This window comes from Streptomyces sp. NPDC038280, assembly GCF_055600045.1.
Map to the genome: position 1 here is coordinate 266,017 of NZ_JBVJYZ010000006.1, position 26,452 is coordinate 292,468.

The following is a 26,452-nucleotide window of genomic DNA, read 5'->3' on the forward strand; positions in this document are numbered from 1 at the left end:
GCAGCGGCGGAACCGCTCAGGCCTCGTCGCCGGGCTTCTCGTCCTCGCCGGACTCCAGGCCGAACTGCTCCAGGAGCCACTTGTCGAACTCGATGGACGCGCGCACCCAGCTGACCGTCGAGGAGACGAAGTGCTCGAGGGCGACGCCGGTGCCGATCAGCATCTGCGCCTCGCCGATGAGACGGAGGGTGGCGGAGCCGTCCTCCTCCTCGTGCAGATGCGTGTAGACCTTGGGCCACAGGGTGCGGCGGTTCCAGTCGTCGATCGTGTCGAGGATCTTGGCGCGGTCGTCCGCGGCGTGCGGCCGGTCGTAGAAGGTCCGCACCGAGAAGACCTTCTGGTCCTCCTCGCCGCGGAACATGAAGTACGTCCGGAAGTCCTCCCACGGCGCCGCGAGGTCACCCTCGTCGTCGACGACGTACTTCAGCTCCATCTGGTCCAGGAGCTGCTTGACCAGGTCCTGGTCGGGGACGACGGGGCCCGCCGGTCCTGAGGCCTGAGGCTGGGGCTGTCCCCCGAAATTCGGAATCGAGGACGGGTCGATGCTCACCGTGAATTTCCCTTCGTACGGTTCCTGCCATCCTCTCCCATCCCGACCGGTCGGTGGCAAGCCCGGGCCGCCCCGATCCGCTGCGGGCTGACAGATCGTACGAGGGTGGCGGACACCGCCCTCGCACGCCTGTTCGCATCCGCCCCCGGGCCACGGGCGGCGAGAGCGGCTACTGGGCGGCGCCCACGATCAAGCCGTCCTCGAAGCGGTCCACGCGGACCGTGTCGCCGTCCCTGACCTCACCGGCGAGGATCTCCTTCGCGAGCCGGTCGCCGATCGCCGTCTGAATCAGGCGGCGCAGCGGCCGCGCGCCGTACGCGGGGTCGTTGCCCTTGTCCGCGAGCCACTCCAGCGCGTCCGGGGTGACGTCCAGGATGAGCCGGCGCTCGGCCAGCCGCTTGGCGAGCCGGGCGATCTGGAGCTCCGCGATGTGGGCCAGCTCGTCCTTCGACAGGGCGGAGAAGACCACCAGGTCGTCGAGCCGGTTGAGGAACTCCGGCTTGAAGGAGGCGCGGACCACCTCCAGGACGCGCTCCTTCTTCTCCTCCTCCGTGGCCGTCAGATCGATCAGGAACTGGCTGCCCAGATTGGAGGTGAGGATCAGGATGGTGTTGCGGAAGTCGACCGTCCGCCCCTGACCGTCGGTCAGGCGGCCGTCGTCCAGCACCTGCAGCAGGATGTCGAAGACCTCGGGGTGCGCCTTCTCCACCTCGTCGAGCAGCACCACGCTGTACGGGCGGCGGCGGACCGCCTCCGTCAGCTGGCCGCCCTCCTCGTAGCCGACATAGCCGGGCGGCGCGCCGACCAGCCGGGCGACGCTGTGCTTCTCGCCGTACTCGCTCATGTCGATACGGACCATGGCCCGCTCGTCGTCGAAGAGGAAGTCGGCGAGCGCCTTGGCCAGTTCGGTCTTGCCAACACCGGTCGGGCCGAGGAAGAGGAACGATCCGGTCGGCCGGTCCGGGTCGGCGATCCCGGCGCGCGTGCGGCGGACCGCGTCGGACACGGCCCGCACGGCCTCGCCCTGACCGATGAGCCGCTTGCCCAGTTCGTCCTCCATGCGCAGCAGCTTCTGCGTCTCGCCCTCCAGGAGGCGTCCCGCCGGGATGCCGGTCCAGGAGCCCACGACGTCCGCGATGTCGTCGGGGCCCACCTCCTCCTTGACCATGGTGTCCTTCGCGGCCTCCTGCTCGGCCTCGCTGGCCTCCTCCAGCTCCCGCTCCAGGGCGGGGATCTCCCCGTACAGCAGCTTGGAGGCGGAGTCGAAGTCGCCGTCGCGCTGGGCGCGCTCGGCCTGGCCGCGCAGGTCGTCGAGCTTCTCCTTCAGCTCACCGACCCGGTTGAGGCCCTGCTTCTCCTTCTCCCAGCGGGCGGTCAGCCCGCGCAGCTCCTCCTCCTTGTCGGCGAGGTCCTTGCGGAGCTTGTCCAGGCGCTGCCTGGAGGCCGGGTCGGTCTCGTTCTTGAGGGCCAGCTCCTCCATCCGGAGCCGGTCGACGGCGCGCTGGAGCTCGTCGATCTCCAGGGGCGAGGAGTCGATCTCCATCCGGAGCCGGGACGCGGCCTCGTCGACGAGGTCGATGGCCTTGTCGGGCAGGAAGCGGGAGGTGATGTACCGGTCGGAGAGGGTCGCGGCGGCCACCAGGGCGGAGTCGGCGATCTGGACCTTGTGGTGGGCCTCGTAGCGCCCCTTGAGGCCGCGCAGGATCGCGATGGTGTCCTCGACGGTCGGCTCTGCGACCAGTACCTGCTGGAAGCGCCGCTCCAGAGCGGGGTCCTTCTCGATCCGCTCGCGGTACTCGTCGAGCGTCGTCGCGCCGACCATCCGCAGCTCGCCGCGGGCCAGCATGGGCTTGAGCATGTTGCCGGCGTCCATGGCGGAGTCGCCGCCGGCTCCCGCGCCGACGACCGTGTGCAGCTCGTCGATGAAGGTGATGATCTGGCCGTCGCTGGCCTTGATCTCGGAGAGGACGGTCTTCAGCCGTTCCTCGAACTCGCCGCGGTACTTCGCTCCGGCGACCATCGCGCCGAGGTCGAGCGAGACCAGGCGCTTGTTCTTCAGCGACTCGGGGACGTCGCCCTTCACGATCCGCTGGGCGAGGCCCTCGACGACCGCGGTCTTGCCGACGCCCGGCTCACCGATGAGGACCGGGTTGTTCTTGGTACGGCGGGACAGCACCTGGACGACCCGGCGGATCTCCTGGTCCCGCCCGATGACCGGGTCGAGCTTGCCCTCGCGGGCCGCGGCCGTGAAGTCCGTGCCGAACTTCTCCAGCGCCTTGTACTGACCCTCGGGGTCCGCTGTGGTCACCCGGCGTCCTCCCCTTGCCTTCTCGAACGCGTCCAGCAGCTTCGCCGCGCTCGCCCCCTGCTGGGCGAGCACCTCGCCGGCCTGTCCGCCCTTCGCCGCGATTCCGATGAGCAGATGCTCGGTGGAGAGGTAGTCGTCCCCGAGCTCCTTGGCGCGCTTGTCGGCGTCGGCGATGACGGCGAGAAGATCACGGCTGGGCTGCGGCGGCGCGACGGTGGAACCGGTGACGCTGGGCTGGGCGGCCAGCAGCCGCTCCGCTCCGGACCGTACAGCGGCCTGGTCGGCCTCGACGGCCGCGAGCAGGTCGATGATGTTCTCGTTGTCCTGGCCCGCGAGCAGCGCGAGGAGCAGATGCGCGGGGGTCAGGTCGGGATGCCCCTCGGACACGGCCCGACTGGTGGCCGCGTTGATCGCGTCCCGGCTCTTGTTGGTGAGTTCTGCGTCCACGTGCGGTGTCTCCTCCTCGTTGCGCGGCCGCGGCTCAGCGGTCCCGGGCTTCCCGGACGACTTCTATGACTCTTCCAAGGTACACAAAGTTGAGTCTATTCCGCTCAAGGTGTCGCGAATCCCGGCCGCGCGGGTAGGTTCCGCCCCATGGCCATCGACCCGAGCAACCCCGACGACTCGTACCGCGCCTTCTGGAGCGAGTACCACATGAGCACGCTGACCACTCCTCGGCCGGACGGCAGTCCGCACGTGGTCGCGGTGGGCGTGACGTACGACCCCGAGGGCGGCGAGAAGGGCATCGCCCGGGTCATCACGAACAAGCACAGCCACAAGGTCGCCAACGTCCTGGCGGCGGGCCCGGACGGCGCGCGGGTCGCGGTCTGCCAGGTGGACAAGGGGCGCTGGGCGACGCTGGAGGGCGTGGCGACGATCCGCACCGAGGCGGAGGTGGTGGCCGACGCGGTCGAGCGCTACGCCGCCCGCTACAACCGCACGCCGGCACCGAACCCGGACCGGGTGGTCATCGAGATCGCGCTGACACGCGCGATGGGCCGGGCGTAGGGCCCGCCTTCGGATCAGCCCGGCCGTACGGGCACAGCACAGCGGCGCCATCGTGTTTCAGGTCCACGATGGCGCCGCTGTGTGGGGGAAGTACCTGAGCGATTTACAACGACGGGGGAACCGCTCAGGCACTGCGGGGGGTGGCGGTGGTGGTCTCGGGCTCGACCAGCTGGTGGTCGCGCTGGTCGAGATTGACGAAAATCATGCCGTACCGGATGGCACAGCGGACGGGCTGTGGGGCCCCTCGGGGCCGACGGAGGCAGCGGTAGGCGCGAATGTCCTCGTCTTCTCCGCGGGTGACGAGGATGGGCTCCCCGAAGAGGGTGACCATCAACGATTCGCCACGGTGCGGCACCGCGGTGACGAGATCGATGAAATGCCACCCGGATCGATAGGCCGAAGCCATCTCCCGGCGGAAGACCCGGTCGTCCGGCGGAACGGTCATGCGTCCGCGTCCATCGGTGCGGCGTCCCAGGTCGGCTCACCCTGAACGGCAGGAGCGAGGTCCCATGTGGGCTCCCCCTTGCCGGCGGGTGCGACGTCCCAGGTCGGCTCCCCCTTGACCGTGGGAGCGATGTCCCACGTCGGCTCGCCCGGAGCCGCTACCACGCTGTGTGCGGGTTCGCTGTCCCACGTCGGCTCACCGTTGGCAGCGACAGCGCCGAGAGCAGCCGCCGCAACAACAGCTATGGCGCTAAGTGCACGAACCATCCTGGTCATGGCCGATCTCCACCTCTTTTGATCATTACCTCCTCCCCCGCGCCTACGACGATGGCTCACTCCGAACGCTTCCACCAGCAAGTCCAGGCATCATGTTCCTGTAATGCAGGACCCTGAGGGGGGTGTAAATGCAGTCGAAAAGGGGCGATACGGATAACGGTCACAGTCATGGCGAGCTGTGCGATGCCGGAAAGCACCTGTACGCGACCGCTCTACGCGCCGGCCGGATAGCCCGGGCGGACGTCGAAGAGGTGCCGTGCCTGATAGACCTCGCCCTGCTGCACCCCGATCCGGACGACTCCCGGTGGCTCCGGCCCGTCCCGCCGTCGATCGCGCTGAACAAGCTGATACACCCCATCGAGCGGGAGATCCAGCAGCGGCGGCAGCTCGCGATCTCGCTGGCCGACACGTTCGAGCCATTCATGACCATCAACGCCCCGGACCCGTCGGCCACTCAGGCCATCAGCGTCCTGGAGGGTCTCAGTCTGATCAACGCCACGCTGGACCGCGTGATCAACGAGTGCACGGTGGAACTGCTCACCCTGCAGCCGGGCAGCGGGCGCACGCCCGAGGTGCTGAAGGACGGACTGCGCCGGGTGGAGCCGCTGCTCGACCGCGGTGTGCGGATGCGCACGCTGTACCAGCACACCGCCCGCCACCACTCGGCCACCATGGGATACGTCGAACGCATCGCGCCCTACGGCCTCGAGGTGCGCACCCTCGAGGAAATCATCGACCGGCTCATCATCGTGGACCGGAAGGTCGCCTTCATCCCGGCGCGAAGAGACCGGCGGGTCGCCCTGGAGCTGCGCCACGAGGGCCTTGTGCAGTACCTCGTGGGCGTCTTCGACCAGTTCTGGCTGCACGGTGTCCCCTGGGAGCACGAAGTCCCCTACACGCCGGCCGTGGACGGCATCAGCGGCGTGCAGCGCTCCATAGCCAAACTCCTCGTCGAGGGCCACGTCGACGAGGCCATAGCGCGCCGGCTGGGGATGAACGTCCGCACCTGCCGGGCCCACATCGCCAAGCTCGCCTCCGCCCTCGGCAGTGGCAGCCGGGCCCAACTCGGCTTTCTCATCGCACAGTCCGGAATGCTGGAACGGGATCATCAGGCATGCCCACTCACATCGCCCTCGACATCGACGCCGGGACCCTCCACGTGACCGGCGAGGGCCTGCCCTCCGTCGCGCTCGTACGGGCCCCCGGCACCACCCCGGACGTCCATGTCCCCATAGGTACCCGGGCGGCCGACCTGCTCACCCTGACCGTCGACGGGCGGTCCGCCCGCATCCTGCCCGCCAAGGGGCGGATCTCCCGGCGGTCCTACCGCGTCGACGCCGAGGTCGGCGGGGTGAACTACCGGCTGGTGCCCTGCTCGTACGTCACCAGCCGGCTGCTGAGGGACGGCCGGGCCCTGGGGGAACTGGACTCCACCGGCGACGGCACGGTCTCGGCCGACTGGCGGGACGACGCCAAGGTCCTCGGCCAGGACATCGCCGTGGGAACGGCGCTGGCCGCCGCCTTCGGGACGGGCGCGGCGCCGTGGTGGGAGTCGGCGCTCGACCTGGGCATCGAAATGATCACGTGACACGGGTGGCGGCGCGGACGCCGGGCGGCGCCGGGCCCAGGTGATAGGCCGGGTGGCCGGGCGCCGGGCCGGACGGCAGAGCAAGTGCCCAGGCGGCGCGGGCCCAGGTGATAGGCCGGCTGGCCCGGCGCCGGGTATGACGAAGGCCCCCTCCGTCGGAGGGGGCCTCGCCTCACGGGCCTACTCGGGTCGCTTCGGCCGCCAGACCACCAGCGCGCTCGCCTGCTGCACATCCTGATACGGCACCAGATCCCGCCGGTACGACGCGTGGACCTGGGCCTCGCGCTGGCGCAGCGTCGCCGCCGCGCCCTCCACGGCCGCCGACAGCTCGGCCACCCGGGACTGCAGCGCGGCGACCTGGTTCTCCAGCTCGATGATGCGCTTGATCCCCGCCAGGTTGATGCCCTCGTCCTGCGACAGCGCCTGCACCTGCCGGAGCAGCTCGATGTCACGGGCCGAGTAGCGCCGGCCGCGCCCCGCCGTACGGTCCGGGGAGACCAGGCCCAGGCGGTCGTACTGCCGGAGCGTCTGCGGGTGCAGGCCGGAGAGCTGGGCCGCCACCGAGATCACGTACACCGGCGTCTCGTCGGTCAGTTCATACGGATTGCGGCTGCGTCCCGGTCTGATGTCCATGACGTCAAGCTCCCTTCGCGGCCTGGAACAGCTCTGCCCTGGGGTCCTCACCCGCGGTCGCCTCGCGGTAGGTCTCAAGGGCCTCGCGCGCCTTGTCGTCGAGGTCCTTCGGCACGATGACCTCCACGGTCACCAGCAGATCCCCGCGGGTGCCGTCCTTGCGGACCGCACCCTTCCCACGGGCGCGCATCGTACGGCCGTTGGGCGTGCCCGCGGGCAGTTTCAGCGTCACCGGAGGGCCACCGAGGGTCGGGACCTTGATCTCGCCGCCGAGCGCCGCCTCGTCGAAGGTGACGGGCACGGTGACGGTGAGGTTGTCGTCCTTGCGGCCGAACACGGGGTGCGCGTCGACGTGCACGACGACATAGAGGTCGCCGGCCGGACCGCCGCGCTCGCCCGGCGCGCCCTTGCCGCGCAACCGGATCCGCTGCCCGTTGGAGACGCCCGCCGGGATCCGGACCTGCATGGTCCGGGACGACTTGGCGCGCCCGCTGCCGTGACAGACGTCGCAGGGGTCCTGGGCGATCAGCCCACGGCCCTTGCAGTCCACACACGGGTCGGTCAGCGAGAAGGAGCCGCTGCCGCCCCGGGAGACCTGCCCGGTGCCGACACAGGTCGGGCACACGCGGGGCGTGCCGTTCTTGTCGCCGGTGCCCGAACAGGCCTTGCAGGGCTGCTGGCTGGACATCCGCAGCGGGACCGTGGCCCCGTCGACCGCCTCGGTGAAGCTGAGCGTCACCTCGGACTCGATGTCCTGGCCGCGGCGCGGCTGGGTACGCGTACCCGGACCGGCGCCCCGGTTGAACAGGCCGCCGAACACGTCCCCGAGTCCGCCGCCGAAGCCGCCGGCGCCGCCCTGCCCCGGGCCCTGGGCGCCCCCGAAGAGGTCACCCAGGTCGAAGTTGAACGAGCCGCCGGCGCCGCCGGGCCCGGCCCGGAACCCGCCGTTGCCGAACAGCGCGCGGGCCTCGTCGTACTCCTTGCGCTTCTTCGGGTCACCGAGGACGTCGTTCGCCTCGGAGATCTCCTTGAAGCGCGACTCGGCGCCGGCGTCGCCCTTGTTGGCGTCCGGGTGGAACTCGCGGGCGAGCTTCCGGTACGCCTTCTTGATCTCTGCGTCCGTGGCGTCCTTGGGGACGCCGAGAACCTTGTAGTAGTCCTTCTCGACGAAGTCCTTCGTACTCATCGACGTCCCTCCTTCCACCGGGTCGCGTCAGCCCTCGTCCGGGCCACCGCTCTCCTCGTCGGACGACTTCTCTTCCTTCGCGGCCGGCGTCGCCCCTGGCTGGGGCTCGGCCACCGCCACCCGCGCGGGCCGGATGGTCCGCTCGCCGATCCGGTACCCCGGCTGCAGAATCGCCACGCAGGTCGTCTCGGTGACGTCCGGCGCGTAGCTGTGCATCAGGGCCTCGTGGATCGTCGGGTCGAAGGGCTCGCCCTCCTTGCCGAACTGCTGCAGGCCCATCTTCGCGGCGACCGTCTCCAGCGATTCGGCCACCGACTTGAAGCCGCCCACCAGCTCGCCGTGGTCACGGGCGCGGCCGATGTCGTCGAGCACCGGAAGGAGCTCGGTGAGGAGGTTCGCCACCGCGATCTCCTTGACGGTGATCCGGTCGCGCTCCACCCTGCGGCGGTAGTTCTGGTACTCGGCCTGGAGCCGCTGGAGGTCCCCGGTGCGCTCGGTGAGCGCGCTGCGGACCTGGTCCAGCTGGGCCGTCAGGCCGGCCGTCTGTGCTGCGTCCCCGGCCGGGGCCGCCGAGCCCTCCTCCGTGGAGGGGGCCTCGGCGGCTTCGGCGGCGTCGTCAGAGGCGGCGCCGGAGGGGACGTCGGGCTTCTCCTCGAAGCCCGGGGTCTCCTCCGTCATGCGGCGCCACCCTTCGCGTCCTTCTCGTCGTCCACGATCTCGGCGTCGACGACGTCGTCCTCGGCCTTGGCCTGACCCGCACCGGCACCGGCGTCGCCGCCGGCGGCCTGGGCGCCCTGGGCGTCGGCGTACATCGCCTGGCCGAGCTTCTGGGAGACGGCCGCGACCTTCTCGGTGGCCGTGCGGATCTCGGCGGTGTCCTCGCCCTTCAGCTTCTCCTTGAGCTCGGCGACCGCCGTCTCGACCTCGGTCTTGACGTCACCGGGGACCTTGTCCTCGTTGTCCTTGAGGAACTTCTCGGTCTGGTAGACGAGCTGCTCGCCCTGGTTGCGGGCCTCGGCGGCCTCGCGGCGGCGGTGGTCCTCCTCCGCGTACTGCTCGGCCTCCTGGCGCATCCGGTCGACCTCGTCCTTCGGCAGCGAGGAGCCGCCGGTGACGGTCATCTTCTGCTCCTTGCCCGTGCCCAGGTCCTTCGCGGTCACGTGCATGATGCCGTTGGCGTCGATGTCGAAGGCGACCTCGATCTGCGGGACCCCGCGGGGGGCCGGCGGCAGACCGGTCAGCTCGAACATCCCGAGCTTCTTGTTGTACGCCGCGATCTCGCGCTCGCCCTGGTAGACCTGGATCTGCACGGACGGCTGGTTGTCCTCGGCCGTCGTGAAGATCTCGGACCGCTTGGTCGGGATCGTGGTGTTGCGCTCGATGAGCTTGGTCATGATGCCGCCCTTGGTCTCGATACCAAGCGACAGCGGGGTCACGTCGAGGAGCAGGACGTCCTTGACCTCACCCTTGAGGACACCGGCCTGGAGGGCGGCGCCGATGGCGACGACCTCGTCGGGGTTCACACCCTTGTTGGCGTCCTGGCCACCGGTCAGCTCCTTGACGAGCTCCGCGACGGCGGGCATACGGGTCGAGCCACCGACGAGAACGACGTGGTCGATCTCGGACAGGTTGATGCCCGCGTCCTTGATGACGTTGTGGAACGGCGTCTTGCAGCGCTCCAGAAGGTCCTGGGTGAGCTGCTGGAACTGAGAGCGGGTGAGCTTCTCGTCCAGGTGCAGCGGGCCCTCGGCGGAGGCCGTGATGTAGGGCAGGTTGATCGTCGTCTCGGTGGAGGACGACAGCTCGATCTTCGCCTTCTCCGCGGCCTCGCGGAGACGCTGGAGAGCCATCTTGTCCTTGGACAGGTCGACGCCGTGCCCGTTCTGGAACTGCTTCACCAGGTAGTCGACGACACGCTGGTCCCAGTCGTCACCACCGAGGTGGTTGTCACCGTTGGTGGCCTTCACCTCGACGACGCCGTCGCCGATCTCCAGGAGCGACACGTCGAAGGTGCCGCCACCGAGGTCGAAGACGAGGATCGTCTGGTCGTCCTTGTCGAGGCCGTAGGCCAGGGCGGCCGCGGTCGGCTCGTTGACGATGCGCAGGACGTTGAGGCCCGCGATCTCACCGGCCTCCTTGGTGGCCTGACGCTCGGAGTCGTTGAAGTACGCCGGGACGGTGATGACCGCGTCGACGACCTTCTCGCCCAGGTACGCCTCGGCGTCGCGCTTCAGCTTCTGCAGGATGAAGGCGCTCATCTGCTGCGGGTTGAAGTGCTTGCCGTCGATCTCGATCTTCCAGTCGGTGCCCATGTGGCGCTTGACCGACCGGATGGTCCTGTCGACGTTGGTGACCGCCTGGCGCTTCGCGACCTCGCCGACGAGCACCTCGCCGTTCTTGGCGAAGGCGACGACGGACGGCGTGGTCCTGGCGCCCTCGGCGTTGGTGATGACGGTGGGCTCGCCGCCTTCCAGAACGCTGACGACGGAGTTAGTCGTGCCCAGGTCGATGCCGACCGCACGTGCCATTTCAATTCCTCCAGCTGACTACTTGAGTGGAACTGGCTCAAGGATGCATGACCCGTGCCGACGCGTCAACAGACCTGAGCGTGGGCGGCTCAACTCTTCGCCCGCCGGGCCGCTCATAGCACTGGTCCGGGGACCGCGTGGCAGCCCGGGGATTCCCTCCCCGCCGTGAGAGAGTCTGACCGCAAACATGGACAAATAACTCACACAATCCAGGGACGGTGTGGGACATGACGGCCAAACGCGCACTCGATCTGGCAGGCAGCCTCCTTCTGCTGCTGGTACTGACCCCGCTCCTGCTCGCCGTGGCGGCGGGCGTGGCGGCGAGTTCACCCGGAGGAGTACTGAGACGGGAGCGGCGGGCGGGCCTGGCGGGTCGGGAATTTCAGATGCTGGCGTTCCGCACGACGAGGACGTCGGGGACGACCACGACCGGGACGACCGGGACGGTGCAGGCCCCGGGGGCGACGGAGACGGCGGGCGGGCCGAAGGCGGGCGACGCGAAGGCGGACGGGCCGAAGGCGGGCGACGCGAAGGCGGACGCAGCGGTGATGGCGAGCGAGGCGAAGCCGGCCGCCGGGTCCGAAGGCGCGGCGGGGGTCGGCGGGCAGGCCGTGATCGCCGGCGAGACCGGGGCAGACGGAGAGACCGGACGCGGCTGCGAGACCGGGACTGCTTGCGAAGCCGAGGCCGTCGGCGCGAGCGCCGAGAGCGGCGCCCTCACCCCGTACATCCCGCACTCCCGCAGCACACCGTCCCGCGACCCACTGCTCACCCCGCTGGGCCGCCACCTGCGGCGCCTCGGCCTGGACGGTCTGCCGCAGCTGATCAACGTCCTCCGGGGAGAGATGTCCCTGGTCGGACCGCGCCCCCTGCCGGCCACCGACGAGAGCTGCATGGGCGAGGGACGCCGCCGGCTCTCCGTACGCCCCGGCATGACGGGGCTGTGGCAGGTCAGCGGCCGCTCGGAACTACCCTGGGAGGAGATGACCCTCCTCGATCTGCACTATGTGGATCAGCACTGGCTGGGGATGGACCTCGCGATCCTCGCGCGGACCCTCCCGGCACTCAGGGGAAGGGTCACCTGAGCGATACAGATCACCGCAGGCCTGGCTACAGCGTGGCGCGATAAGTGGGTAGTCTCAGCCTGAACTGATTAAGTTACCGCTTAGTAAGCCCACGCTTGATCAGCATACGCTGACTTCCGCCTCGCAGGCCCGAGGAGCCCCTCATGCAACTCGCCGCGATCATTGTGTCGCTGGTGCTGACCGTGGTCGGCGTCGCGCTGCTCGCACGCGCCATCGGCCAGTTCGTCCGGTACTTCAAACTCGGCCAGCCGGCTCCGGCCGGCACCCGGACCGACAACCCCTACCAGCGCAGTGTGACCCTGGTGCGGGAGTTCCTCGGCCACACGCGCATGAACCGGTGGGGCATCGTGGGCTTCGCCCACTGGTTCGTGGCCGTCGGCTTCCTGACGCTGCCTCCGACGATCATCACCGCGTACGGCCAGCTCTTCAAGGCCGACTGGACGCTGCCGATCATCGGCGGCTTCCTGCCGTACGAGCTGTACATCGAGTTCATCGCCGCGATGACCACCCTCGGCATCGCCACGCTGATGGTCATCCGCCTGCTGAACCTTCCCTCGCGCCCCGGCCGCAAGTCGCGGTTCGCGGGCTCCAAGATGGGCCAGGCGTACTTCGTCGAGTGGGTCATCCTCACGATCGGCCTGGCCATCTACGTGCTGCGCGGCCTCGAGGGCGCCCTGCACCACGTGGACCACTACGAGGCCGCGTACTTCGCGTCGTACCCGCTGATCCTGGCCTTCAAGGGCCTGGGCGTCACCGCGCTGCAGAACCTCGTCTACCTCGCCGCGATGATCAAGCTGGGCACCACCATGATCTGGATGATCACGGTGAGCCTGAACACCAACATGGGTGTGGCCTGGCACCGCTTCCTCGCGTTCCCGAACATCTGGTTCAAGCGCAACGCGGACGGTTCCACCGCCCTCGGCGAGCTCAAGCCGATGACCTCGGGCGGCAAGGAGATCGACTTCGAGGACCCGGGCGAGGACGACGTCTTCGGCGTCTCCCAGGTCGAGCAGTTCTCCTGGAAGGGCCTCCTCGACTTCTCCACCTGCACCGAGTGCGGGCGTTGCCAGTCGCAGTGCCCCGCCTGGAACACGGGCAAGCCGCTGTCGCCCAAGCTGCTGATCATGTCGCTGCGCGACCACGCGCACGCCAAGGCGCCGTATCTGCTGGCCGGTGGCGGCAAGACCATGGAGGGCGAGGAGAAGGCCTCCGCGGAGCAGCTCAAGGACGTGCCCGCCGCCGCGCTCGCCGAGGCCGAGCGCCCGCTGATCGGCACGCTCGAGGAGAACGGGGTCATCGACCCCGACGTCCTGTGGTCCTGCACGACCTGTGGCGCGTGCGTGGAGCAGTGCCCGGTCGACATCGAGCACATCGACCACATCGTCGACATGCGCCGCTACCAGGTGATGATCGAGTCCGCGTTCCCGTCCGAGGCGGGCACGATGCTCAAGAACCTGGAGAAGAAGGGCAACCCCTGGGGGCTCGCCAAGAAGCAGCGCGTCGAGTGGACCAAGGAGGTCGACTTCGAGGTCCCGATCGTCGGCAAGGACATCGAGGACCTCAGCGAGGTCGACTACCTCTACTGGGTCGGCTGCGCCGGCGCCCTGGAGGACCGGGCGAAGAAGACCACCAAGGCCTTCGCGGAGCTCCTGCACATCGCGGGCGTCAAGTTCGCGATCATGGGTGGCGACGAGAAGTGCACCGGTGACTCCGCCCGCCGCCTCGGCAACGAGCCGCTGTTCCAGCAGCTCGGCCAGGAGAACGTGGCCATGCTGAACATGGCGTACGGCGAGGACGACGAGGACCCGGCGACGAAGAAGCCGAAGGCCGCGAAGAAGATCGTCGCGACCTGCCCGCACTGCTTCAACACGATCGCGAACGAGTACCCGCAGCTGGGCGGCGAGTTCGAGGTCATCCACCACACGCAGCTGCTCCAGCACCTGATCGACGAGGGCAAGCTGATCCCGGTGACCCCGGTCGACGGTCTGATCACGTACCACGACCCGTGCTACCTGGGCCGTCACAACAAGGTCTACACGCCCCCGCGCGAGATCATGTCCGCCGTCCCGGGCCTGCGTCAGCAGGAGATGCACCGTCACAAGGAACGCGGCTTCTGCTGTGGCGCGGGTGGTGCGCGCATGTGGATGGAAGAGCGGATCGGCAAGCGCATCAACACCGAGCGCGTGGACGAGGCGCTGTCGCTCAACCCGGACATCGTCTCCACCGCCTGCCCCTTCTGCCTGGTCATGCTGACCGACTCGGTCAACGGCAAGAAGAACGACGGCAAGGCCAAGGAGAGCCTCCAGGTCGTCGACGTCGCCCAGCTCCTGCTGGACTCCGTCAAGACGCCGGTGGAGGACGTGCCGGTGGAGGAGCCGGTCTCCTCGTAACCGTTGGCACGGGGGCGCCTGCGCGCAGGACGTCCGCACGTGGGCCGCGGAGGTACCTGAGAACGACGAAGTGGCCGGTCAGCCCGTGGGGGCGGACCGGCCACTTCCTCGTTACGGGTTCCCTTAGGGGATGTCTCCTTAGGGGATGTCACAGGTCAGCCGCAAAGACGGCCGCGTTCCGCCGCCCCGCGCGCCCCGCACAGCGGGAGCGGGTACGTTCGTTGACGTGGCTGGATTCAGGATCGGACGCGGCCGGGACAACAACCGCCCCCCGCAACAACAACCGCAGCAGGCGCCGTACGGACAGAACGCGGCGCCGCCGCCTCCGTACGCGCAGCAACATCAGCAACGGTGGCCCCAGGGAGGCGGGGGGCAGGGACCGTACGGCGAGCCGGAGTACTTCGGCGACCCGCGCCACTCCCCGCACCCACAGCACCCCCAGTCGCCGCAGCAGGCCCAGCAGTACGGCTACGACCCGTACGCCGGCGGCCCGCAGCCGGCGTCGGCGGCCAACAACCCGGGCCACACCCAGGCGTTCAGGATCGACGAGGACCCGTACGGCGACGGCGCCACCTACCGCGCCGGCACCGCCCCGGCCCCCTCGGGCCCCTCGGGCCCCCGGCTGGCCTGGAAGGCCCTGCTGAGCGGCATAGTGATGCGCCCGGGCCCGACGTTCTGGCAGATGCGGGACCACGCGGTGTGGGGCTCGGCGCTGATCGTCACGTTCCTCTACGGCCTGCTCGCGATCTTCGGCTTCGACCAGGCGCGCGAGGAGGCGATCAACGCGACGATCACGACGGCGATTCCGTACGCGCTGATGACCGGCGTCGGCTTCGTGATCGGTGGCGTGATCCTGGGCGCGGTGACCCACACCCTGGCCCGCCAGCTCGGCGGCGACGGCGCGTGGCAGCCCACCGTGGGCCTCTCGATGCTGATCATGTCGATCACGGACGCACCGCGCCTGGTCTTCGCCCTGTTCCTGGGCGGGGAGAACGGCCTGGTGCAGGTGGTCGGCTGGCTGACCTGGCTCGCGGCGGGAGCGCTGTTCACGTCGATGGTGAGCAAGTCGCACGACCTGCCGTGGCCGAAGGCCCTGGGGGCGTCGGCGATCCAGCTGATCGCGCTGCTGTCGATCATCAAGCTGGGCACCATCTGAACAACGCGGAGACCCGTGAAGCGCGAGAAGGCCCCGCCGAGCGTCTCGGCGGGGCCTTTCTCCACGTACCGGGGGTGCAGGGCGCCGCTAGGCGTCCAGGACCTGCCCGGAGCGGCGTACGACGGGCTTCTCGACGCTCCAGGGGAAGTTGATCCACTCGTCGGTGCGCTTCCACACGTACTCGCACTTCACGAGGGAGTGCGACTTCTCGTAGATCACGGCGCTGCGGACCTCGGCGACGTTCCCCAGGCAGAAGTCGTGCACGAGCTTGAGCGTCTTGCCGGTGTCCGCGACGTCGTCGGCGATCAGCACCTTCTTGTCGCTGAAGTCGATCGCGTTGGGGACGGGGGCCAGCATGACCGGCATCTCGAGCGTCGTACCGACCCCGGTGTAGAACTCCACGTTGACCAGGTGGATGTTCTTGCAGTCGAGGGCGTAGGCCAGGCCGCCGGCGACGAAGACTCCGCCGCGCGCGATGGAGAGCACGATGTCGGGCTCGTACCCGTCGTCGGCGATGGTCTGCGCGAGCTCGCGCACGGCGCGCCCGAACCCCTCGTACGTCAGGTTCTCGCGTACGTCACTCATGGCTCACACCTGCGTCCGATGGAAGTTCATGTACGACCGGGAGGCCGTCGGCCCCCGCTGCCCCTGGTAGCGAGACCCGTAGCGCTCGCTGCCGTACGGGAACTCCGCGGGCGAGCTCAGCCGGAACATGCACAGCTGCCCGATCTTCATCCCCGGCCAGAGCTTGATCGGCAGGGTCGCGAGGTTCGACAGTTCCAGCGTGACATGCCCGGAGAAGCCGGGGTCGATGAAACCGGCGGTGGAGTGCGTGACGAGCCCGAGCCGGCCGAGGGAGCTCTTGCCCTCCAGCCGCGACGCGATGTCGTCGGGAAGCGAGATGACCTCGTACGTCGACGCGAGCACGAACTCGCCGGGGTGGAGGATGAACGCCTCGTCGCCCTCCGGCTCGACCTCACGGGTGAGGTCGGTCTGCTCGACGGCGGGGTCGATGTGGGGGTAGCGGTGGTTCTCGAACACCCGGAAGAAGCGGTCAAGCCTCACGTCGATGCTCGAGGGCTGCACCATGGATTCGTCGTACGGGTCGATGCGGACCCGCCCGGCGTCGATCTCGGCCCGGATGTCCTTGTCTGAGAGAAGCACGCCCCGAGGATACGCAGAGCGCGCGGGCCCGCCCCAATCGGACGGCCCCCGCGCGCCCCCACCCCGCCTCCGGCGGCCGTCCTACCGCTCCTGCAGCTCCACGGGCACGGCGTGCCGCAGCCGCGCACAGCGCGGACACCGCAGAAGCCGCCCGGGTCCGATCCGGCCGGTACCGAGCTGCTGCAGCGGGAACGAAGTGGTGCTGAACACGTGCCCTTCGGCACAGCGAACGAGGGTGCGCTCCATCGGGTCCATCGAGTCCCTTCCCCAACAAGCCGTGGACGAGATAGCCACATTAGGGGATGAACAGGACACAGCCAGGAGCGGCACTCCGCCCACCCAAGCTACGCCCCAACACCCGCCCTCCGCACCCGCGTCCACCGCCGGAAGACGACACGGGCCCCCCGGGAGACGACACCGAAGGGCCTGGATATGGGGTAGAGTGTGCGACGATGCGGCACCGTGATCGGGTCCGTTACGCGGGTGTAGTTTAATGGTAGAACATGAGCTTCCCAAGCTCAGAGCGCGGGTTCGATTCCCGTCACCCGCTCTTGAACGAAGGCCCTGGTCAGAGACCAGGGCCTTCGTCGTTGTCCGGGCCTCTCCGGGCGTCACGCGCCGGGGCCGACCGGGAGCGGTCAAAACTCCAGCACCTCACGGTCGAGCGGATACCGCGCACGATGGGGTCCGTCGTACGGCGAGGGCGTGATCGGGAGGACGCCGGTCAGCTGGGTGCCCAGGTTGTCGTCCCAGAGGCGGGGTTCGACCTGTCCGACGACGCGGAACTTCCGGAAGGTGAACGGCGGGCTGTCGGTCGGGAAGAACTCGGGCGTGGTCATCACGTGGAAGTGCAGGTGCGGCGTGGTCGAGTTGCCGCTGTTGCCGATCAGCCCGAGGACCCGGCCGGGTTCGACGTGGTCGCCTTCCCGGACCTTGAGCGAGCCGGGCGTCAGGTGGGCGTAGAGCAAGTAGCGGCCGGGCGCGACCTCCACGGTGACGTGGTTACCGACGGTCTGCTCGATCGGCGGGACCGGCGGCGTGACGGGCGGCGTGTTGTCCGGGATCCCGTCCTGGACCTCCACCACCCTGCCGCCCGCCGCCGCCACGACGGGCTGCCGGTAGCTCAGGTAGCTGGTGAGCCGCGCGGGGTCGCCCTCCCAGGTCTGCCCCCGCTCGCCGACCCGGTACCAGTCGATCGCGAAGCGCTGCGGCACGTAGAAGCGGCCGTTGATCGGGCCGAGGCCGCGCCGGTGGTGGGTGTTGCCGCAGCACGACTCGCTGGAGTACCAGGTGCCGGGACGGACCGGCGCGTCCAGGTTCAGCTGCGCGGTGCGGTCGGTCGGGGTGATCTGGACCGTCTCCTCGAACGGGGAGGGGCCGGAGGCGGTGAGGACGGCACCCGAGAGGTGGTGCTCGAGGACCTTGGGCACCCGCTGACCGCGGTCGAGGACCAGGTCGAGCCAGACGACCCACTGCTGGGAGCCCGGAATGACGGTCGGCGTCGGCCCCGGGGGCGCCGGCGTGTACCCGTCCGCCCCCGGCAGGGGGTCGCCCACCGGGTTGGCGGCATCGGCCAGCGCCTGCCCGCTCAGCGAGCCCACCACACGGTGAGTGCGGGCGTCCCGGACCTCCACCCGGTCCAGCCGCACCCGTGCGCTGCTGGACAACGCGTTCGTGGTGAGCAGTTCGTACGAGAGGTGCGTCTTGCCGTCCGTGGCGCGGAACGGCGCCGGTTCGGTCATCACGGCCGCCGTCAACGGCGTGAACTGGGGGCGGGGCGCCGGCGTGGTCGGGCCGGTCCCGTATCCGGGTGCCGCCGAAGCCGTCATCATGCCGACCGCGAGCACGGCGGCGGCGAGCCCGCGACGTAGCGGGCCGCGGCCGGTGCGGTTGCGAGGGTGGCGCTCTGCCATGGTGCTCTTCCAGTCGTCGGGTCCGGGACCGTGAAGGGCACCGGCACGCCCCACGCCGAGGCGCAGGCCCATGTAATCCGGCCGAGCGACGCTCCCGGCGGACGGCGCCGGAGTCAGGCGCCGAACTACACCCGTCCAGCCGCACCGGACCGCCGAGCGGGGGTCGGCACGTGCCCCATCCGCGCCCTCCAGGGCGGTGAACAGCGGTCACCACGGGTGTGAGCAGAGCCTCCCGGACGGACCCGCGAAGAGGAATGTCCGCAGGTCAGAGGCCACATGGACGGCCAAAACAGCGGTGATTCCCAAGCTCAGAGCGCGGGTTCGATTCCCGTCACCCGCTCCACGCAGAAGGCCCAGGTCAGGAGACCCGGGCCTTTCTTGTTCTCCGGCCAGGCGTGAGCGGTGCGTGTCACGTCCGCGCCAAAGGCTGATGGCACCCCTCCAGCGGCTGGCGCGCATCAGCGGCGGAGCCCGGGAAAATCCTCGCGCCGGCAGCCGCGCCCGTGACGGCGCTCGTGGACATCAGACCCCAGCAGACCCGGTCTTCCGGAGCGGAGTTCCGCGCCGCAGGTTGCGTCAGAAGTGGAAGACGCCGAGATCGCGCACCGTGTCGGCCAGAGCGCGGATGAGGTCGTTCTCCGCCTCGGTCCGCCAGACGAGGGCGAAGTTGAGGTTCTCTATTTCGGGGACGGGAAGGAATCGGATGTTCGACATGCCCCAGTACCTGGTGACGTGGTGGGGGAAGGTATTGATGATCTCGCCCATGCCGACCATGCTGATTAGTTCGTCGGAGTTGTCCGCGGGCTTGAGGCGCTCGATCGGCCGGCCCCGCGGGGTGTGGAAGGGCAGGTAGGCGTCCTCCCAGTAGTCCGGCAGACCGAGGGCGGTGGAGTGCGGGAACTCGGCGAGCAGTTCCACCGGCACGGAGTCCCGTCCCGCGAACCGGTGGTCCGCGGCCACGGCAAGGACCCGGGAGTCGGTGCACAAGGTCGGACCGACGGTGAAGTCCGGCTCTTCCACCGGCAGCCAGACAACAAGAACATCCATGGCACCGGAACGTAGCTGGCCGAACAGATCGTTGAAGGTCGCCGAACGTATCTGGAGTTCGCACTGCGGGTACCGCGCGCGGAACGCCTTCCAGTAAGGGTGCAGATCGGCGACGTTGAACGGCATCATGCTGACGCGGAGCCGGGCGGTGACGCCGCGGGCCGCCAGCCGGGCCCGCTCCAGGGATTCGTGCAGGCCCGCGTAGACCGGTTGCAGATCGTCACGGAACTGACGGCCGACCTCGGTCAGGAACACCGAACGGCTGGTGCGCGTGAACAGCTCGGCACCGATGCGCCGCTCCTGCTTCTTGATGGCCTGACTGACGCGTGCCTGGGAGACGTGCAGCCGCTGCGCGGTCCGACCGAAATGCAGTTCCTCCGCCAGCACCAGGAAGATCTCGATGTCCCGCAGCTCCACCGGCCCCCCAGCCCCCCGTCGATAACCCAGCGGCTATCGAACCGCGCGGAAGTTTACATTGATCACGATTGCGACCCGCAAGAAGCTTGTAGCGCGGGTTCGTTTCCCGTCATTCGCTCAGGTGCGAGCGCCCAGGTCGGAGACCTGGACCTTCGCCGTCGCCCCGACCGGTTGCGAACCGGAGTTCCGCGCCGCAGGTTGCGTCAGAAGTGGAAGACGCCGAGATCGCGCACCGTGTCGGCCAGAGCGCGGATGAGGTCGTTCTCCGACTCGGTCCGCCAGACGAGGGCGAAGGTCATGGTCGTCAGGTCGGGGACGGGAAGGAATCGGATGTTCGACATGCCCCAGTACCTGGTGACATGGCCTGGGAAGGTGTGGATGATCTCGCCCATGCCGACCAGGTTGATCAGCTCGTCGGCGTTGTCCGCGGCCGCGATGCGCTCGATCGGCCGGCCTCGTGGAGTGTGGAAGGGCAGGTAACTGTCCTCCCAGTAGTCCGGCAGGCCGAGGGCAGTGGCGTGCGGGAACTCGGCGAGCAGTTCCACCGGTACGGAGTCCCGTGCCGCGAACCGGTGCTCGGCGGACACGGCAAGGATCCGGGAGTCGGTGCACAGGCTCGGACCGACGGTGAAGTCCGGCTCTTCCACCGGCAGCCAGACGACCACGACGTCCATGGCACCGCTACGGAGTTGGCCGAACGGATCGGTGAAGGTCGCCTGGCGGATCTGGAGTCCCCATTGCGGGTACCGCGCGCGGAACGCCTTCCAGTAAGGGTGCAGATCGGCCATGTTGAAGGGCATCAGGCTGAGGCGGAGCTGTGCCGTGATGCCGCGGGCCGCCAGCCGGGCGCGCTCCAGGGATTCGTGCAGGCCCGCGTAGACCGGCTGCAGATCGTCACGGAACTGCCGGCCGACCTCGGTCAGGAACACCGTGCGGCTGGTGCGGGTGAACAGCTCGGCGCCGATGCGCCGCTCCTGCTTCTTGATGGCCTGACTGACGCGTGCCTGGGAGACGTGCAGCCGCTGCGCGGTCCGACCGAAATGCAGTTCCTCCGCCAGCACCAGGAAGATCTCGATGTCCCGCAGCTCCACCGGCCCCCCAGCCCCCTTCGATAACCCAGCGGTTATCGAACCGCGCGGAAGTTTACATTGATCACGATTGCGACCCGCAAGAAGGTTGAGGGCATGCAATCACGCATGAAGAACCCGGCGCTCGTCCTGCCGGACGCGCTCACGAGCATCGGCAACTTCTTCAAGTCGGTCAACCAGGGCGCCCTCCCCGATGAGCTGCCGGAGATCGTGGCTCTGCGCGCCAGCCAGATCAACGGCTGCGGTGACTGTGTGCACACCCACGTGCAGAACCTGCGCAAGGCGGGCGAGAGCGACGAGCGGGTGACGGCGGTGGCCGCCTGGCGGGAGGCGCCGTTCTTCACCGATGCCGAGCGCGCCGCGCTGGAGCTGGCCGAGGAGGTCACGCGCCTGGCCGACCGATCCCCGGGTGCCGTACCTGACGCGGTGCCTGACGAGCTGTGGGATCAGTTGTCCGCGCACTTCGACGAGCACCAGCTGTCCGCGCTGATCCTGTCGATCGGCGTGACCAACATGTTCAACTGCCGCACCACCGGTGTCCGTGAACCGGCCGGCACGTCCTGGAGCCGACTCCGGCCATGAGCGATGCCATCGACCTGACCGCGACATACGCGATGCACGACGCCCTGCGCCGGGAGCTGGCCCATCTGGACCGGATGACCACCGGCACGAACCGTGACCCCCGGCAGTTACCGGCCACTGCCGGATGGACGCTGTTCAAGAAGGCCCTCCGCGCCCACCACACGGCCGAGGACGACGCGCTGTGGCCGGCGCTGCGCCGACGTCTGGCCCGCCGCCCGAAGGACCTGGCTCTTCTGGAGGCGATGGAGGCCGAGCACGCCGCCATCGACCCGCTGATCGAGGCCATCGACGTGGCGCTCGCCGACCCCGAGGTCGATCAGCTGCGGTTGGGCGTTCTGGCCGACGCGCTGACCACCGGCCTGGCCGGGCACCTCAAGCACGAGGAGGACGCGGCCCTGCCGCTGATCCGGCGGGCGTTGACGGCCGAGCAGTGGGACCACTTCGGCCAGGTCCATGCCCAGCTGATCGGCCCGGACGCACCGCTGCTGCTGCCGTGGCTGATGGACGGCGCCGACGAGCCGACGGTGGAGAAGCTGCTCGCTCCCCTGCCCGCATCCGTTCGCGCCGCCTGCACCGCCGAGTGGGCCCCGGCCTACACCGCCCTGGACCGCTGGAGTCCTGGCACCGCTCCGACGCACTGACACCGCCTGCCGCGCCCCGCAGAGCGTCGCGTCGGCCGGTGTCGCAGGGCCCGACGCCACCCGTGGGGTGGTTCACCGGCCCCGTAGTCGTGCGCACGGCATGCATGCGCAACGTCCGGAACCCGGAATGACGTTCCCCCTGAAGATCCATGGAGTCATCGCCTTGTCCGAGCACATCCGTCTCACTCCGCTGCACAACATCTCGGCCACCGACGCCGCCGCCTGGCACCAGGTCGTCGCCGCCTCGATGGCCCACGACCTGCCGGACGTACCGCCGCCCGGCCCCGCGCAGATCCACGCCCAGCTCACCAAGCCCACGCTGAACAGCCACCGGCTGACCTGGCTGGCCACCGGGGCGGACGGCAGCCCGGCCGGAGTCGCGGGCCTGCGGCTGTTCACCTCCCCCGGGCGGGATCACCTGGCCGAACTGGAACTCCACGTCGACCCCGCACACCGGCGCCTGGGAACCGGCTCCCTCCTGCTGGCGGCGGTCGTGGCGGCCTGCCGCGCCGAGGACCGGCGCAGCCTGATCGTCGAAGCGGCGGCCGACAGCCCGGGCGACGCCTTCTGCCAAAGGCGGAACTTCCGCCAGGCACTGGCCCTGGACCATCTGATCCTGCACCTGGACCAGTTGGACGAGGCCGCCGTTGTCCAGGTCGTCGAGGCCGAGCACCCCGGCTACCGGCTGACCGGCTGGACCGGCACGGTGCCCGACGACCTCGCCGCCGCCTTCGCCGCCGCCAAGGACGCGATGAACGACATGCCCGTCGGAGACCTGGACTACGGCACCGTGGACTGGGACGCCGACCGCGTACGGGCCATGGCCCAGGTGATCGCCGACCGCGGCGACACGCTGCTGACTCTCGCCGCCGTCCACGACGACGGCACCATGGCCGGCTACACCGAGATCCTGCTCCCCCAAGGAGCGCCGCCGCGGGCGCAGCAGTACGACACCGCCGTCGCGCCCGCGCACCGCGGCCACGGGCTGGGGCTGTGGGTCAAGGCCGCCATGGTGCGCCGGCTGCGCGCCGAGCACTCCGGAGTCGTCGAGATCGAGACGGACTGCGCCGAGGACAACGTCCACATGCTCGCGGTCAACCACGCACTGGGCTTCCGCTCCTACCGGCGCACACGCGAGTACCAGCTCGACGTGCCCGCGGCCTGACCCCGTGCCCTTACTCACCTCCGGTAGAGAAGGTGTCGGCCGGCCGGACCCTGATCCTGCCGGCGGACCGGATCCGCCGGATCCATGCCCCGGAAGGGGCCGAGGCCCACGTCTCGATGCGCTCCGACGGCGTCGTCTTCCGTACCCGGTACCGAGGGCAACCGTGAGCTGCCCTGGGCTCGGTGACCGCCGCAGCTCCGCAACCGGGGTCCCCCAGGGGCTTCCGGCAAGGCACCAGTCTTGCCGCACATTCACCGGCCGAGGCCGGCATCCATGGAAATGAGAGTCGCTGAATGCGTGTGTTGTTGATGGCGTACGGGTCGCGTGGAGACGTCGAGCCGATGGTGGGACTCGCAGTGAGTTTGCGGGCGCTCGGCGCGGAGGTGCGCGTGTGCGCGCCGCCGGACTTCGCGGAGCTGCTGGAGAGCCTGGACCTCCCGCCGGCGCCGATCGGCGAGCCGTTGCGGCCGGTCGTGAAGGCGGTGGTGACCGGGACGGCGCCGACGGCGGCGGGCCTGGCCGAGCGCACGGCCGCGTTGCTCACCTCCACGTACGATGCGGTCGCCGCGGCCGCAGAGGGCTGTGACGTGGTGGTGGCGACCGGCCTGGTCCCGGCCCTGGCCGCCGCGCGGTCGGTGGCGGAGCAGCTGGGCATCCTCTACATGTCCGTGGCCTACTATCCGGCGTTCCTGCCGTCGCCGCACCACCCGCCGCTGGCGTGGCCGGGCCGGCCGGTCCCGCCGGAGGTGACCGACAACCGGGTGCTGTGGGAGCTGAACGCGGAGAACCTGAACGCGTTGTTCGGCGAGGCGATCAACACGCACCGGGCATCGATCGGCCTGCCCCCGGTGGACAGCGTCCGCGACCACGTCCTCACCGATCGGCCGTTGCTGGCAGCCGACCCGGTCCTGAGTCCGTGGCTGGAGCCCGCGGACCTCGACGTGGTGCAGACCGGCGCGTGGATCCGGCCGGACGAACGCCCGCTCCCGGCTGATCTGGAGGCGTTCCTGAACGCCGGCACACCACCGGTGTACGTGGGCTTCGGCAGCATTCCCGTGCGCGACGCGCAGAACGTCACCCGGGCTGCCATCGAGGCCATCCGCGCGCAGGGCCGCCGTGTCCTGCTCTCCCGCGGCTGGGCCGACCTGGAACCGGCCGACGACAAGGACGACTGCTTCGCCGTCGACGAGGTCAACCATCAGGCCCTCTTCCGCCGGGTGGCCGCCGTCGTGCACCACGGCGGCGCGGGCACCACGACGACGGCCGCCCGGGCCGGCGCGCCCCAGGTCGTGGTACCCCAGATGGCGGACCAGCCCTATTGGGCCGGCCGTGTGGCCGAGCTGGGCATCGGCGCGGCACACGACGGTCCCACCCCGACCTTCGAGTCCCTGTCAGCCGCGCTCGAAACGACCCTGGCCCCCGAGACGGCAGCACGGGCGAAGGCCGTCGCCGGCATGATCCGCACCGACGGGACGGCGGTGGCCGCGAAGCTGCTCCTCGACACGGCACACGCTGCGCCGGTGAGCCGCGAACAGATCTCCAGCATTGCCCATGCCGACCACCCGATAAAGTCCCCGCTCGACGACGACTCGGTCAGCCGGCTGCTCGAACGCGGCCTCCCGCGGGGCGACGAGCGAGTGCTCGACCTCGGCTGCGGCACAGCGGAATGGCTTCTGCGCGCCCTGGCGACGCGCCCGCACCTGCACGCCGAGGGCGTCGACACCTCCGAAGTCGCCCTGACGCAGGCCCGCCAGGCAGCGAGCGGACTCGGGGTCGACGAGCGCCTGGTCCTCCACCACCAGGAAGCCGCGGACTTCGTCTCCCCAGAGCCGTTCGACCTGGTGATCAGCGTCGGCGCCACGCATGCCTTCGGCGGCCTTCTCCCCACCCTCGCGGCGGCCCGCAAGCACCTGGCCCCCGGCGGCCGCGTCCTGATCGGTGAGTCGTTCTGGGACCGCGCCCCTTCACCGGAGGCCATCGAGATGTTCGGTGACCTCGACGACCTGGCGACCACCGTGGACCGCGTCGTCGCCGACGGCTGGACCCCTGTCCACGGCCATGTCAGCACCCGCGGTGAGCTGGACGCGTACGAGTGGGCCTGCTGGGGCTCGCTGGCCGCATGGGCCCTGGACCACCCTGCCGATCCGGCCGGCGCCCAGGTGCTGGAGACGGCCAACGCCCAGCGTTCGCAGTGGCTGCACGGGTACCGGGACAGCTTCGGCTTCCTCTGCCTGGTCCTGCGCCAGACCCCCGTAGCGGCCGGAAAGTGAGTACACAGATGCAACCGACATTCGTACTGGTCCACGGAGCCTTCGCGAACTCCTTCTCCTTCGCGCCCCTCCAGGCGGAACTCGGCCTCCTCGGGTACCGCTCGGTCGCCGTCGACCTGCCCGGCCACGGGTTCCAGGCGACCTTCACCCACGCCTACCAGTCGCCTCAGGACCCCGAGGGGCTCGCCACCGCGCCCGGCTCGATCAAGGGCGTGACGCTCGCCGACAACGCCGCGCACCTGATCGGGATCCTCGAACGGGCCAAGCGGAACGGCCCCGTGATCCTCGTCGCCCACAGCCGCGGCGGTGTCACGGTCACGGCCGCGGCCAACGCCCGCCCGGATCTGATCGACCGCATCGTCTACGTCTCGGCCTGGTGCCCGGTCGACCTCGACGTCAACGACTACTACGCCGAGCCGGAGATGGCCACGGTCGACCCCGCCGCCTTCGCTTCGGCGCTGGCCGGAAACCCTGCCGAGCTCGGCCTGCTCCGCGTCAACTTCCGCACCGCGCACCCGGACTCACTCGCGGCATTCAAGGCGGCCTTCTTCGCCGACGGCACCGACGAGCAGTTCCTCACCTTCCTGAACACCTTCCAGCCCGACGAGAACCTGGACGTCGGAGGCTCCGCCGACCGGGCGCAGGCCGCGACCTGGGGCCGCATACCCAAGACCTACATCCGACTGGCCGACGACACGAGCCTGCCTCTCGCCCTACAGGACCGGCTGATCCGCGAGGGCAACGAGCTGACGCCGGACAACCCGTACGACGTCCGCACGCTGGAGGGAAGCCACCTGAAGTGGCTGGTCGACCCGGCGCCGGCAGCCCGCGTCCTGGGCGAACTCGCCACGCTCCCGGACCCGTCCACTCCGGCGTGAGCGGATCGGCGTGAGCGGATCGGCGCGAGCGGACTGGTGCGAGCGGACTGGTGCGAGCGGACTGGTGCGAGCGGACTGGTGCGAGCGGACTGGTGCGAGCGGACTGGTGCGAGCGGACTGGTGCGAGCGGACTGG

22 protein-coding genes, 1 tRNA gene and 3 pseudogenes are annotated in these 26,452 nt (G+C 69.7%); 14 read left to right on the forward strand and 12 right to left on the reverse strand.

The window, feature by feature from the left end; genetic code table 11:
- Positions 1-16: 16 nt before the first annotated feature.
- Together ACZ7J0_RS16085 and clpB are read right to left on the reverse strand one after the other, a co-directional pair.
- Positions 17-550 (reverse strand): type III secretion system chaperone family protein, encoded by a 534-nt coding sequence (locus tag ACZ7J0_RS16085; protein WP_470887767.1) that lies wholly within the window; start codon positions 548-550, stop codon positions 17-19.
- 169 nt (positions 551-719) lie between these two features.
- On the reverse strand, positions 720-3,305 hold the full coding sequence (gene clpB, locus ACZ7J0_RS16090; RefSeq protein ID WP_470887769.1) for an ATP-dependent chaperone ClpB: 2,586 nt from the start codon (positions 3,303-3,305) through the stop codon (positions 720-722).
- Positions 3,306-3,452: 147 nt separating this feature from the next.
- Between clpB and ACZ7J0_RS16095 the strand changes: the two genes are divergently transcribed.
- Complete coding sequence (locus ACZ7J0_RS16095) at positions 3,453-3,866, forward strand: pyridoxamine 5'-phosphate oxidase family protein (RefSeq protein WP_470887771.1); 414 nt, start codon at positions 3,453-3,455, stop codon at positions 3,864-3,866.
- Between the two features lie 124 nt (positions 3,867-3,990).
- Here the strand turns inward: ACZ7J0_RS16095 and ACZ7J0_RS16100 are convergent, their stop codons facing one another.
- Positions 3,991-4,311, reverse strand: a complete 321-nt coding sequence (locus ACZ7J0_RS16100) for a (2Fe-2S)-binding protein (RefSeq protein ID WP_468711606.1) — start codon at positions 4,309-4,311, stop codon at positions 3,991-3,993.
- 403 nt (positions 4,312-4,714) lie between these two features.
- On the opposite strand from ACZ7J0_RS16100, the gene ACZ7J0_RS16105 reads away from it, so the two are divergent.
- Complete coding sequence (locus tag ACZ7J0_RS16105) at positions 4,715-5,749, forward strand: helix-turn-helix transcriptional regulator (RefSeq protein ID WP_470887773.1); 1,035 nt, start codon at positions 4,715-4,717, stop codon at positions 5,747-5,749.
- Entirely contained in the window at positions 5,701-6,174 is a 474-nt protein-coding gene (locus ACZ7J0_RS16110; RefSeq protein WP_470887775.1) for a hypothetical protein, read from the forward strand. The genes ACZ7J0_RS16105 and ACZ7J0_RS16110 overlap by 49 nt, the downstream gene beginning before the upstream one ends.
- A gap of 180 nt (positions 6,175-6,354) precedes the next feature.
- Here ACZ7J0_RS16110 and ACZ7J0_RS16115 read toward each other — a convergent pair whose 3' ends face one another.
- Genes ACZ7J0_RS16115 through dnaK form a run of 4 tightly spaced genes read right to left on the reverse strand, consistent with a single transcriptional unit; the run spans position 6,355 to position 10,521 of the window.
- The gene (locus tag ACZ7J0_RS16115) at positions 6,355-6,807 is read right to left on the reverse strand and encodes a heat shock protein transcriptional repressor HspR (RefSeq protein ID WP_468711612.1); all 453 of its coding nucleotides are present in this window, start codon (positions 6,805-6,807) and stop codon (positions 6,355-6,357) included.
- 4 nt (positions 6,808-6,811) lie between these two features.
- Positions 6,812-7,993 (reverse strand): molecular chaperone DnaJ, encoded by a 1,182-nt coding sequence (dnaJ, locus tag ACZ7J0_RS16120; protein WP_470887777.1) that lies wholly within the window; start codon positions 7,991-7,993, stop codon positions 6,812-6,814.
- A gap of 27 nt (positions 7,994-8,020) precedes the next feature.
- Positions 8,021-8,671 carry a nucleotide exchange factor GrpE gene (gene grpE / locus ACZ7J0_RS16125; RefSeq protein ID WP_468711614.1) on the reverse strand — a complete coding sequence of 217 codons (651 nt, stop codon included), beginning with the start codon at positions 8,669-8,671 and terminating at the stop codon, positions 8,021-8,023.
- Positions 8,668-10,521 carry a molecular chaperone DnaK gene (gene dnaK / locus ACZ7J0_RS16130; protein WP_469120599.1) on the reverse strand — a complete coding sequence of 618 codons (1,854 nt, stop codon included), beginning with the start codon at positions 10,519-10,521 and terminating at the stop codon, positions 8,668-8,670. The genes grpE and dnaK overlap by 4 nt, the downstream gene beginning before the upstream one ends.
- 227 nt (positions 10,522-10,748) lie before the next feature.
- On the opposite strand from dnaK, the pseudogene ACZ7J0_RS16135 reads away from it, so the two are divergent.
- The 4 genes and pseudogenes from ACZ7J0_RS16135 to ACZ7J0_RS16150 form a co-directional block, all read left to right on the forward strand.
- Positions 10,749-10,943, forward strand: a pseudogene (locus ACZ7J0_RS16135) (sugar transferase); the annotation flags it as partial.
- Between the two features lie 354 nt (positions 10,944-11,297).
- Positions 11,298-11,606: pseudogene (locus ACZ7J0_RS16140) on the forward strand (sugar transferase); the annotation flags it as partial.
- 143 nt (positions 11,607-11,749) lie between these two features.
- Positions 11,750-13,996: a (Fe-S)-binding protein gene (locus tag ACZ7J0_RS16145; RefSeq protein WP_470887779.1), complete on the forward strand. Its 2,247-nt coding sequence runs from the start codon at positions 11,750-11,752 to the stop codon at positions 13,994-13,996.
- Between the two features lie 226 nt (positions 13,997-14,222).
- Positions 14,223-15,152 carry a Yip1 family protein gene (locus ACZ7J0_RS16150; RefSeq protein WP_470887781.1) on the forward strand — a complete coding sequence of 310 codons (930 nt, stop codon included), beginning with the start codon at positions 14,223-14,225 and terminating at the stop codon, positions 15,150-15,152.
- 87 nt (positions 15,153-15,239) lie between these two features.
- On the opposite strand, the gene ACZ7J0_RS16155 is transcribed toward ACZ7J0_RS16150, so the two are convergent.
- Together ACZ7J0_RS16155 and dcd are read right to left on the reverse strand one after the other, a co-directional pair.
- On the reverse strand, positions 15,240-15,737 hold the full coding sequence (locus ACZ7J0_RS16155; RefSeq protein WP_468709229.1) for a phosphoribosyltransferase: 498 nt from the start codon (positions 15,735-15,737) through the stop codon (positions 15,240-15,242).
- Between the two features lie 3 nt (positions 15,738-15,740).
- Complete coding sequence (gene dcd / locus ACZ7J0_RS16160; protein WP_468709228.1) at positions 15,741-16,316, reverse strand: dCTP deaminase; 576 nt, start codon at positions 16,314-16,316, stop codon at positions 15,741-15,743.
- A 479-nt stretch (positions 16,317-16,795) separates the two neighbouring features.
- Between dcd and ACZ7J0_RS16165 the strand changes: the two genes are divergently transcribed.
- Positions 16,796-16,866: transfer RNA gene (locus ACZ7J0_RS16165), tRNA-Gly, on the forward strand.
- Positions 16,867-16,954: 88 nt separating this feature from the next.
- Here the strand turns inward: ACZ7J0_RS16165 and ACZ7J0_RS16170 are convergent.
- From ACZ7J0_RS16170 to ACZ7J0_RS16180, 3 genes are all read right to left on the reverse strand, one after another.
- On the reverse strand, positions 16,955-18,229 hold the full coding sequence (locus ACZ7J0_RS16170) for a M23 family metallopeptidase (RefSeq protein WP_470887783.1): 1,275 nt from the start codon (positions 18,227-18,229) through the stop codon (positions 16,955-16,957).
- Between the two features lie 576 nt (positions 18,230-18,805).
- Positions 18,806-19,693 carry a LysR family transcriptional regulator gene (locus ACZ7J0_RS16175; protein WP_470887785.1) on the reverse strand — a complete coding sequence of 296 codons (888 nt, stop codon included), beginning with the start codon at positions 19,691-19,693 and terminating at the stop codon, positions 18,806-18,808.
- Between the two features lie 203 nt (positions 19,694-19,896).
- Complete coding sequence (locus ACZ7J0_RS16180) at positions 19,897-20,784, reverse strand: LysR family transcriptional regulator (RefSeq protein ID WP_470887787.1); 888 nt, start codon at positions 20,782-20,784, stop codon at positions 19,897-19,899.
- A 93-nt stretch (positions 20,785-20,877) separates the two neighbouring features.
- Between ACZ7J0_RS16180 and ACZ7J0_RS16185 the strand changes: the two genes are divergently transcribed.
- From ACZ7J0_RS16185 to ACZ7J0_RS16210, 6 genes and pseudogenes are all read left to right on the forward strand, one after another.
- Complete coding sequence (locus tag ACZ7J0_RS16185; protein WP_470887789.1) at positions 20,878-21,363, forward strand: carboxymuconolactone decarboxylase family protein; 486 nt, start codon at positions 20,878-20,880, stop codon at positions 21,361-21,363.
- Positions 21,360-22,004 (forward strand): hemerythrin domain-containing protein, encoded by a 645-nt coding sequence (locus ACZ7J0_RS16190; protein WP_470887791.1) that lies wholly within the window; start codon positions 21,360-21,362, stop codon positions 22,002-22,004. Before ACZ7J0_RS16185 ends, ACZ7J0_RS16190 begins: the two co-directional genes overlap by 4 nt.
- A 127-nt stretch (positions 22,005-22,131) precedes the next feature.
- Positions 22,132-23,169: a GNAT family N-acetyltransferase gene (locus ACZ7J0_RS16195; protein ID WP_470887793.1), complete on the forward strand. Its 1,038-nt coding sequence runs from the start codon at positions 22,132-22,134 to the stop codon at positions 23,167-23,169.
- Between the two features lie 293 nt (positions 23,170-23,462).
- Positions 23,463-24,674, forward strand: a pseudogene (locus ACZ7J0_RS16200) (glycosyltransferase); the annotation flags it as partial.
- Positions 24,675-24,689: 15 nt separating this feature from the next.
- Positions 24,690-25,439, forward strand: coding sequence for an SAM-dependent methyltransferase (locus ACZ7J0_RS16205; RefSeq protein WP_470887891.1), 750 nt, complete (start codon positions 24,690-24,692; stop codon positions 25,437-25,439).
- Positions 25,440-25,447: 8 nt separating this feature from the next.
- On the forward strand, positions 25,448-26,317 hold the full coding sequence (locus ACZ7J0_RS16210; protein ID WP_470887795.1) for an alpha/beta fold hydrolase: 870 nt from the start codon (positions 25,448-25,450) through the stop codon (positions 26,315-26,317).
- Positions 26,318-26,452: the final 135 nt, after the last annotated feature.

Coding starts and splice junctions, on each gene's coding strand:
- ACZ7J0_RS16095 (WP_470887771.1), top strand. CDS start 3,453: ATGGCCATCGACCCGAGCAACCCCGACGACTCGTACCGCGCCTTCTGG.
- dnaJ (WP_470887777.1), bottom strand. CDS start 7,993: ATGAGTACGAAGGACTTCGTCGAGAAGGACTACTACAAGGTTCTCGGC.
- ACZ7J0_RS16170 (WP_470887783.1), bottom strand. CDS start 18,229: ATGGCAGAGCGCCACCCTCGCAACCGCACCGGCCGCGGCCCGCTACGT.
- ACZ7J0_RS16105 (WP_470887773.1), top strand. CDS start 4,715: ATGCAGTCGAAAAGGGGCGATACGGATAACGGTCACAGTCATGGCGAG.
- ACZ7J0_RS16185 (WP_470887789.1), top strand. CDS start 20,878: ATGCAATCACGCATGAAGAACCCGGCGCTCGTCCTGCCGGACGCGCTC.
- ACZ7J0_RS16155 (WP_468709229.1), bottom strand. CDS start 15,737: ATGAGTGACGTACGCGAGAACCTGACGTACGAGGGGTTCGGGCGCGCC.
- ACZ7J0_RS16100 (WP_468711606.1), bottom strand. CDS start 4,311: ATGACCGTTCCGCCGGACGACCGGGTCTTCCGCCGGGAGATGGCTTCG.
- ACZ7J0_RS16115 (WP_468711612.1), bottom strand. CDS start 6,807: ATGGACATCAGACCGGGACGCAGCCGCAATCCGTATGAACTGACCGAC.
- dnaK (WP_469120599.1), bottom strand. CDS start 10,521: ATGGCACGTGCGGTCGGCATCGACCTGGGCACGACTAACTCCGTCGTC.
- ACZ7J0_RS16210 (WP_470887795.1), top strand. CDS start 25,448: ATGCAACCGACATTCGTACTGGTCCACGGAGCCTTCGCGAACTCCTTC.
- ACZ7J0_RS16145 (WP_470887779.1), top strand. CDS start 11,750: ATGCAACTCGCCGCGATCATTGTGTCGCTGGTGCTGACCGTGGTCGGC.
- ACZ7J0_RS16110 (WP_470887775.1), top strand. CDS start 5,701: ATGCCCACTCACATCGCCCTCGACATCGACGCCGGGACCCTCCACGTG.
- ACZ7J0_RS16190 (WP_470887791.1), top strand. CDS start 21,360: ATGAGCGATGCCATCGACCTGACCGCGACATACGCGATGCACGACGCC.
- grpE (WP_468711614.1), bottom strand. CDS start 8,671: ATGACGGAGGAGACCCCGGGCTTCGAGGAGAAGCCCGACGTCCCCTCC.
- ACZ7J0_RS16195 (WP_470887793.1), top strand. CDS start 22,132: ATGACGTTCCCCCTGAAGATCCATGGAGTCATCGCCTTGTCCGAGCAC.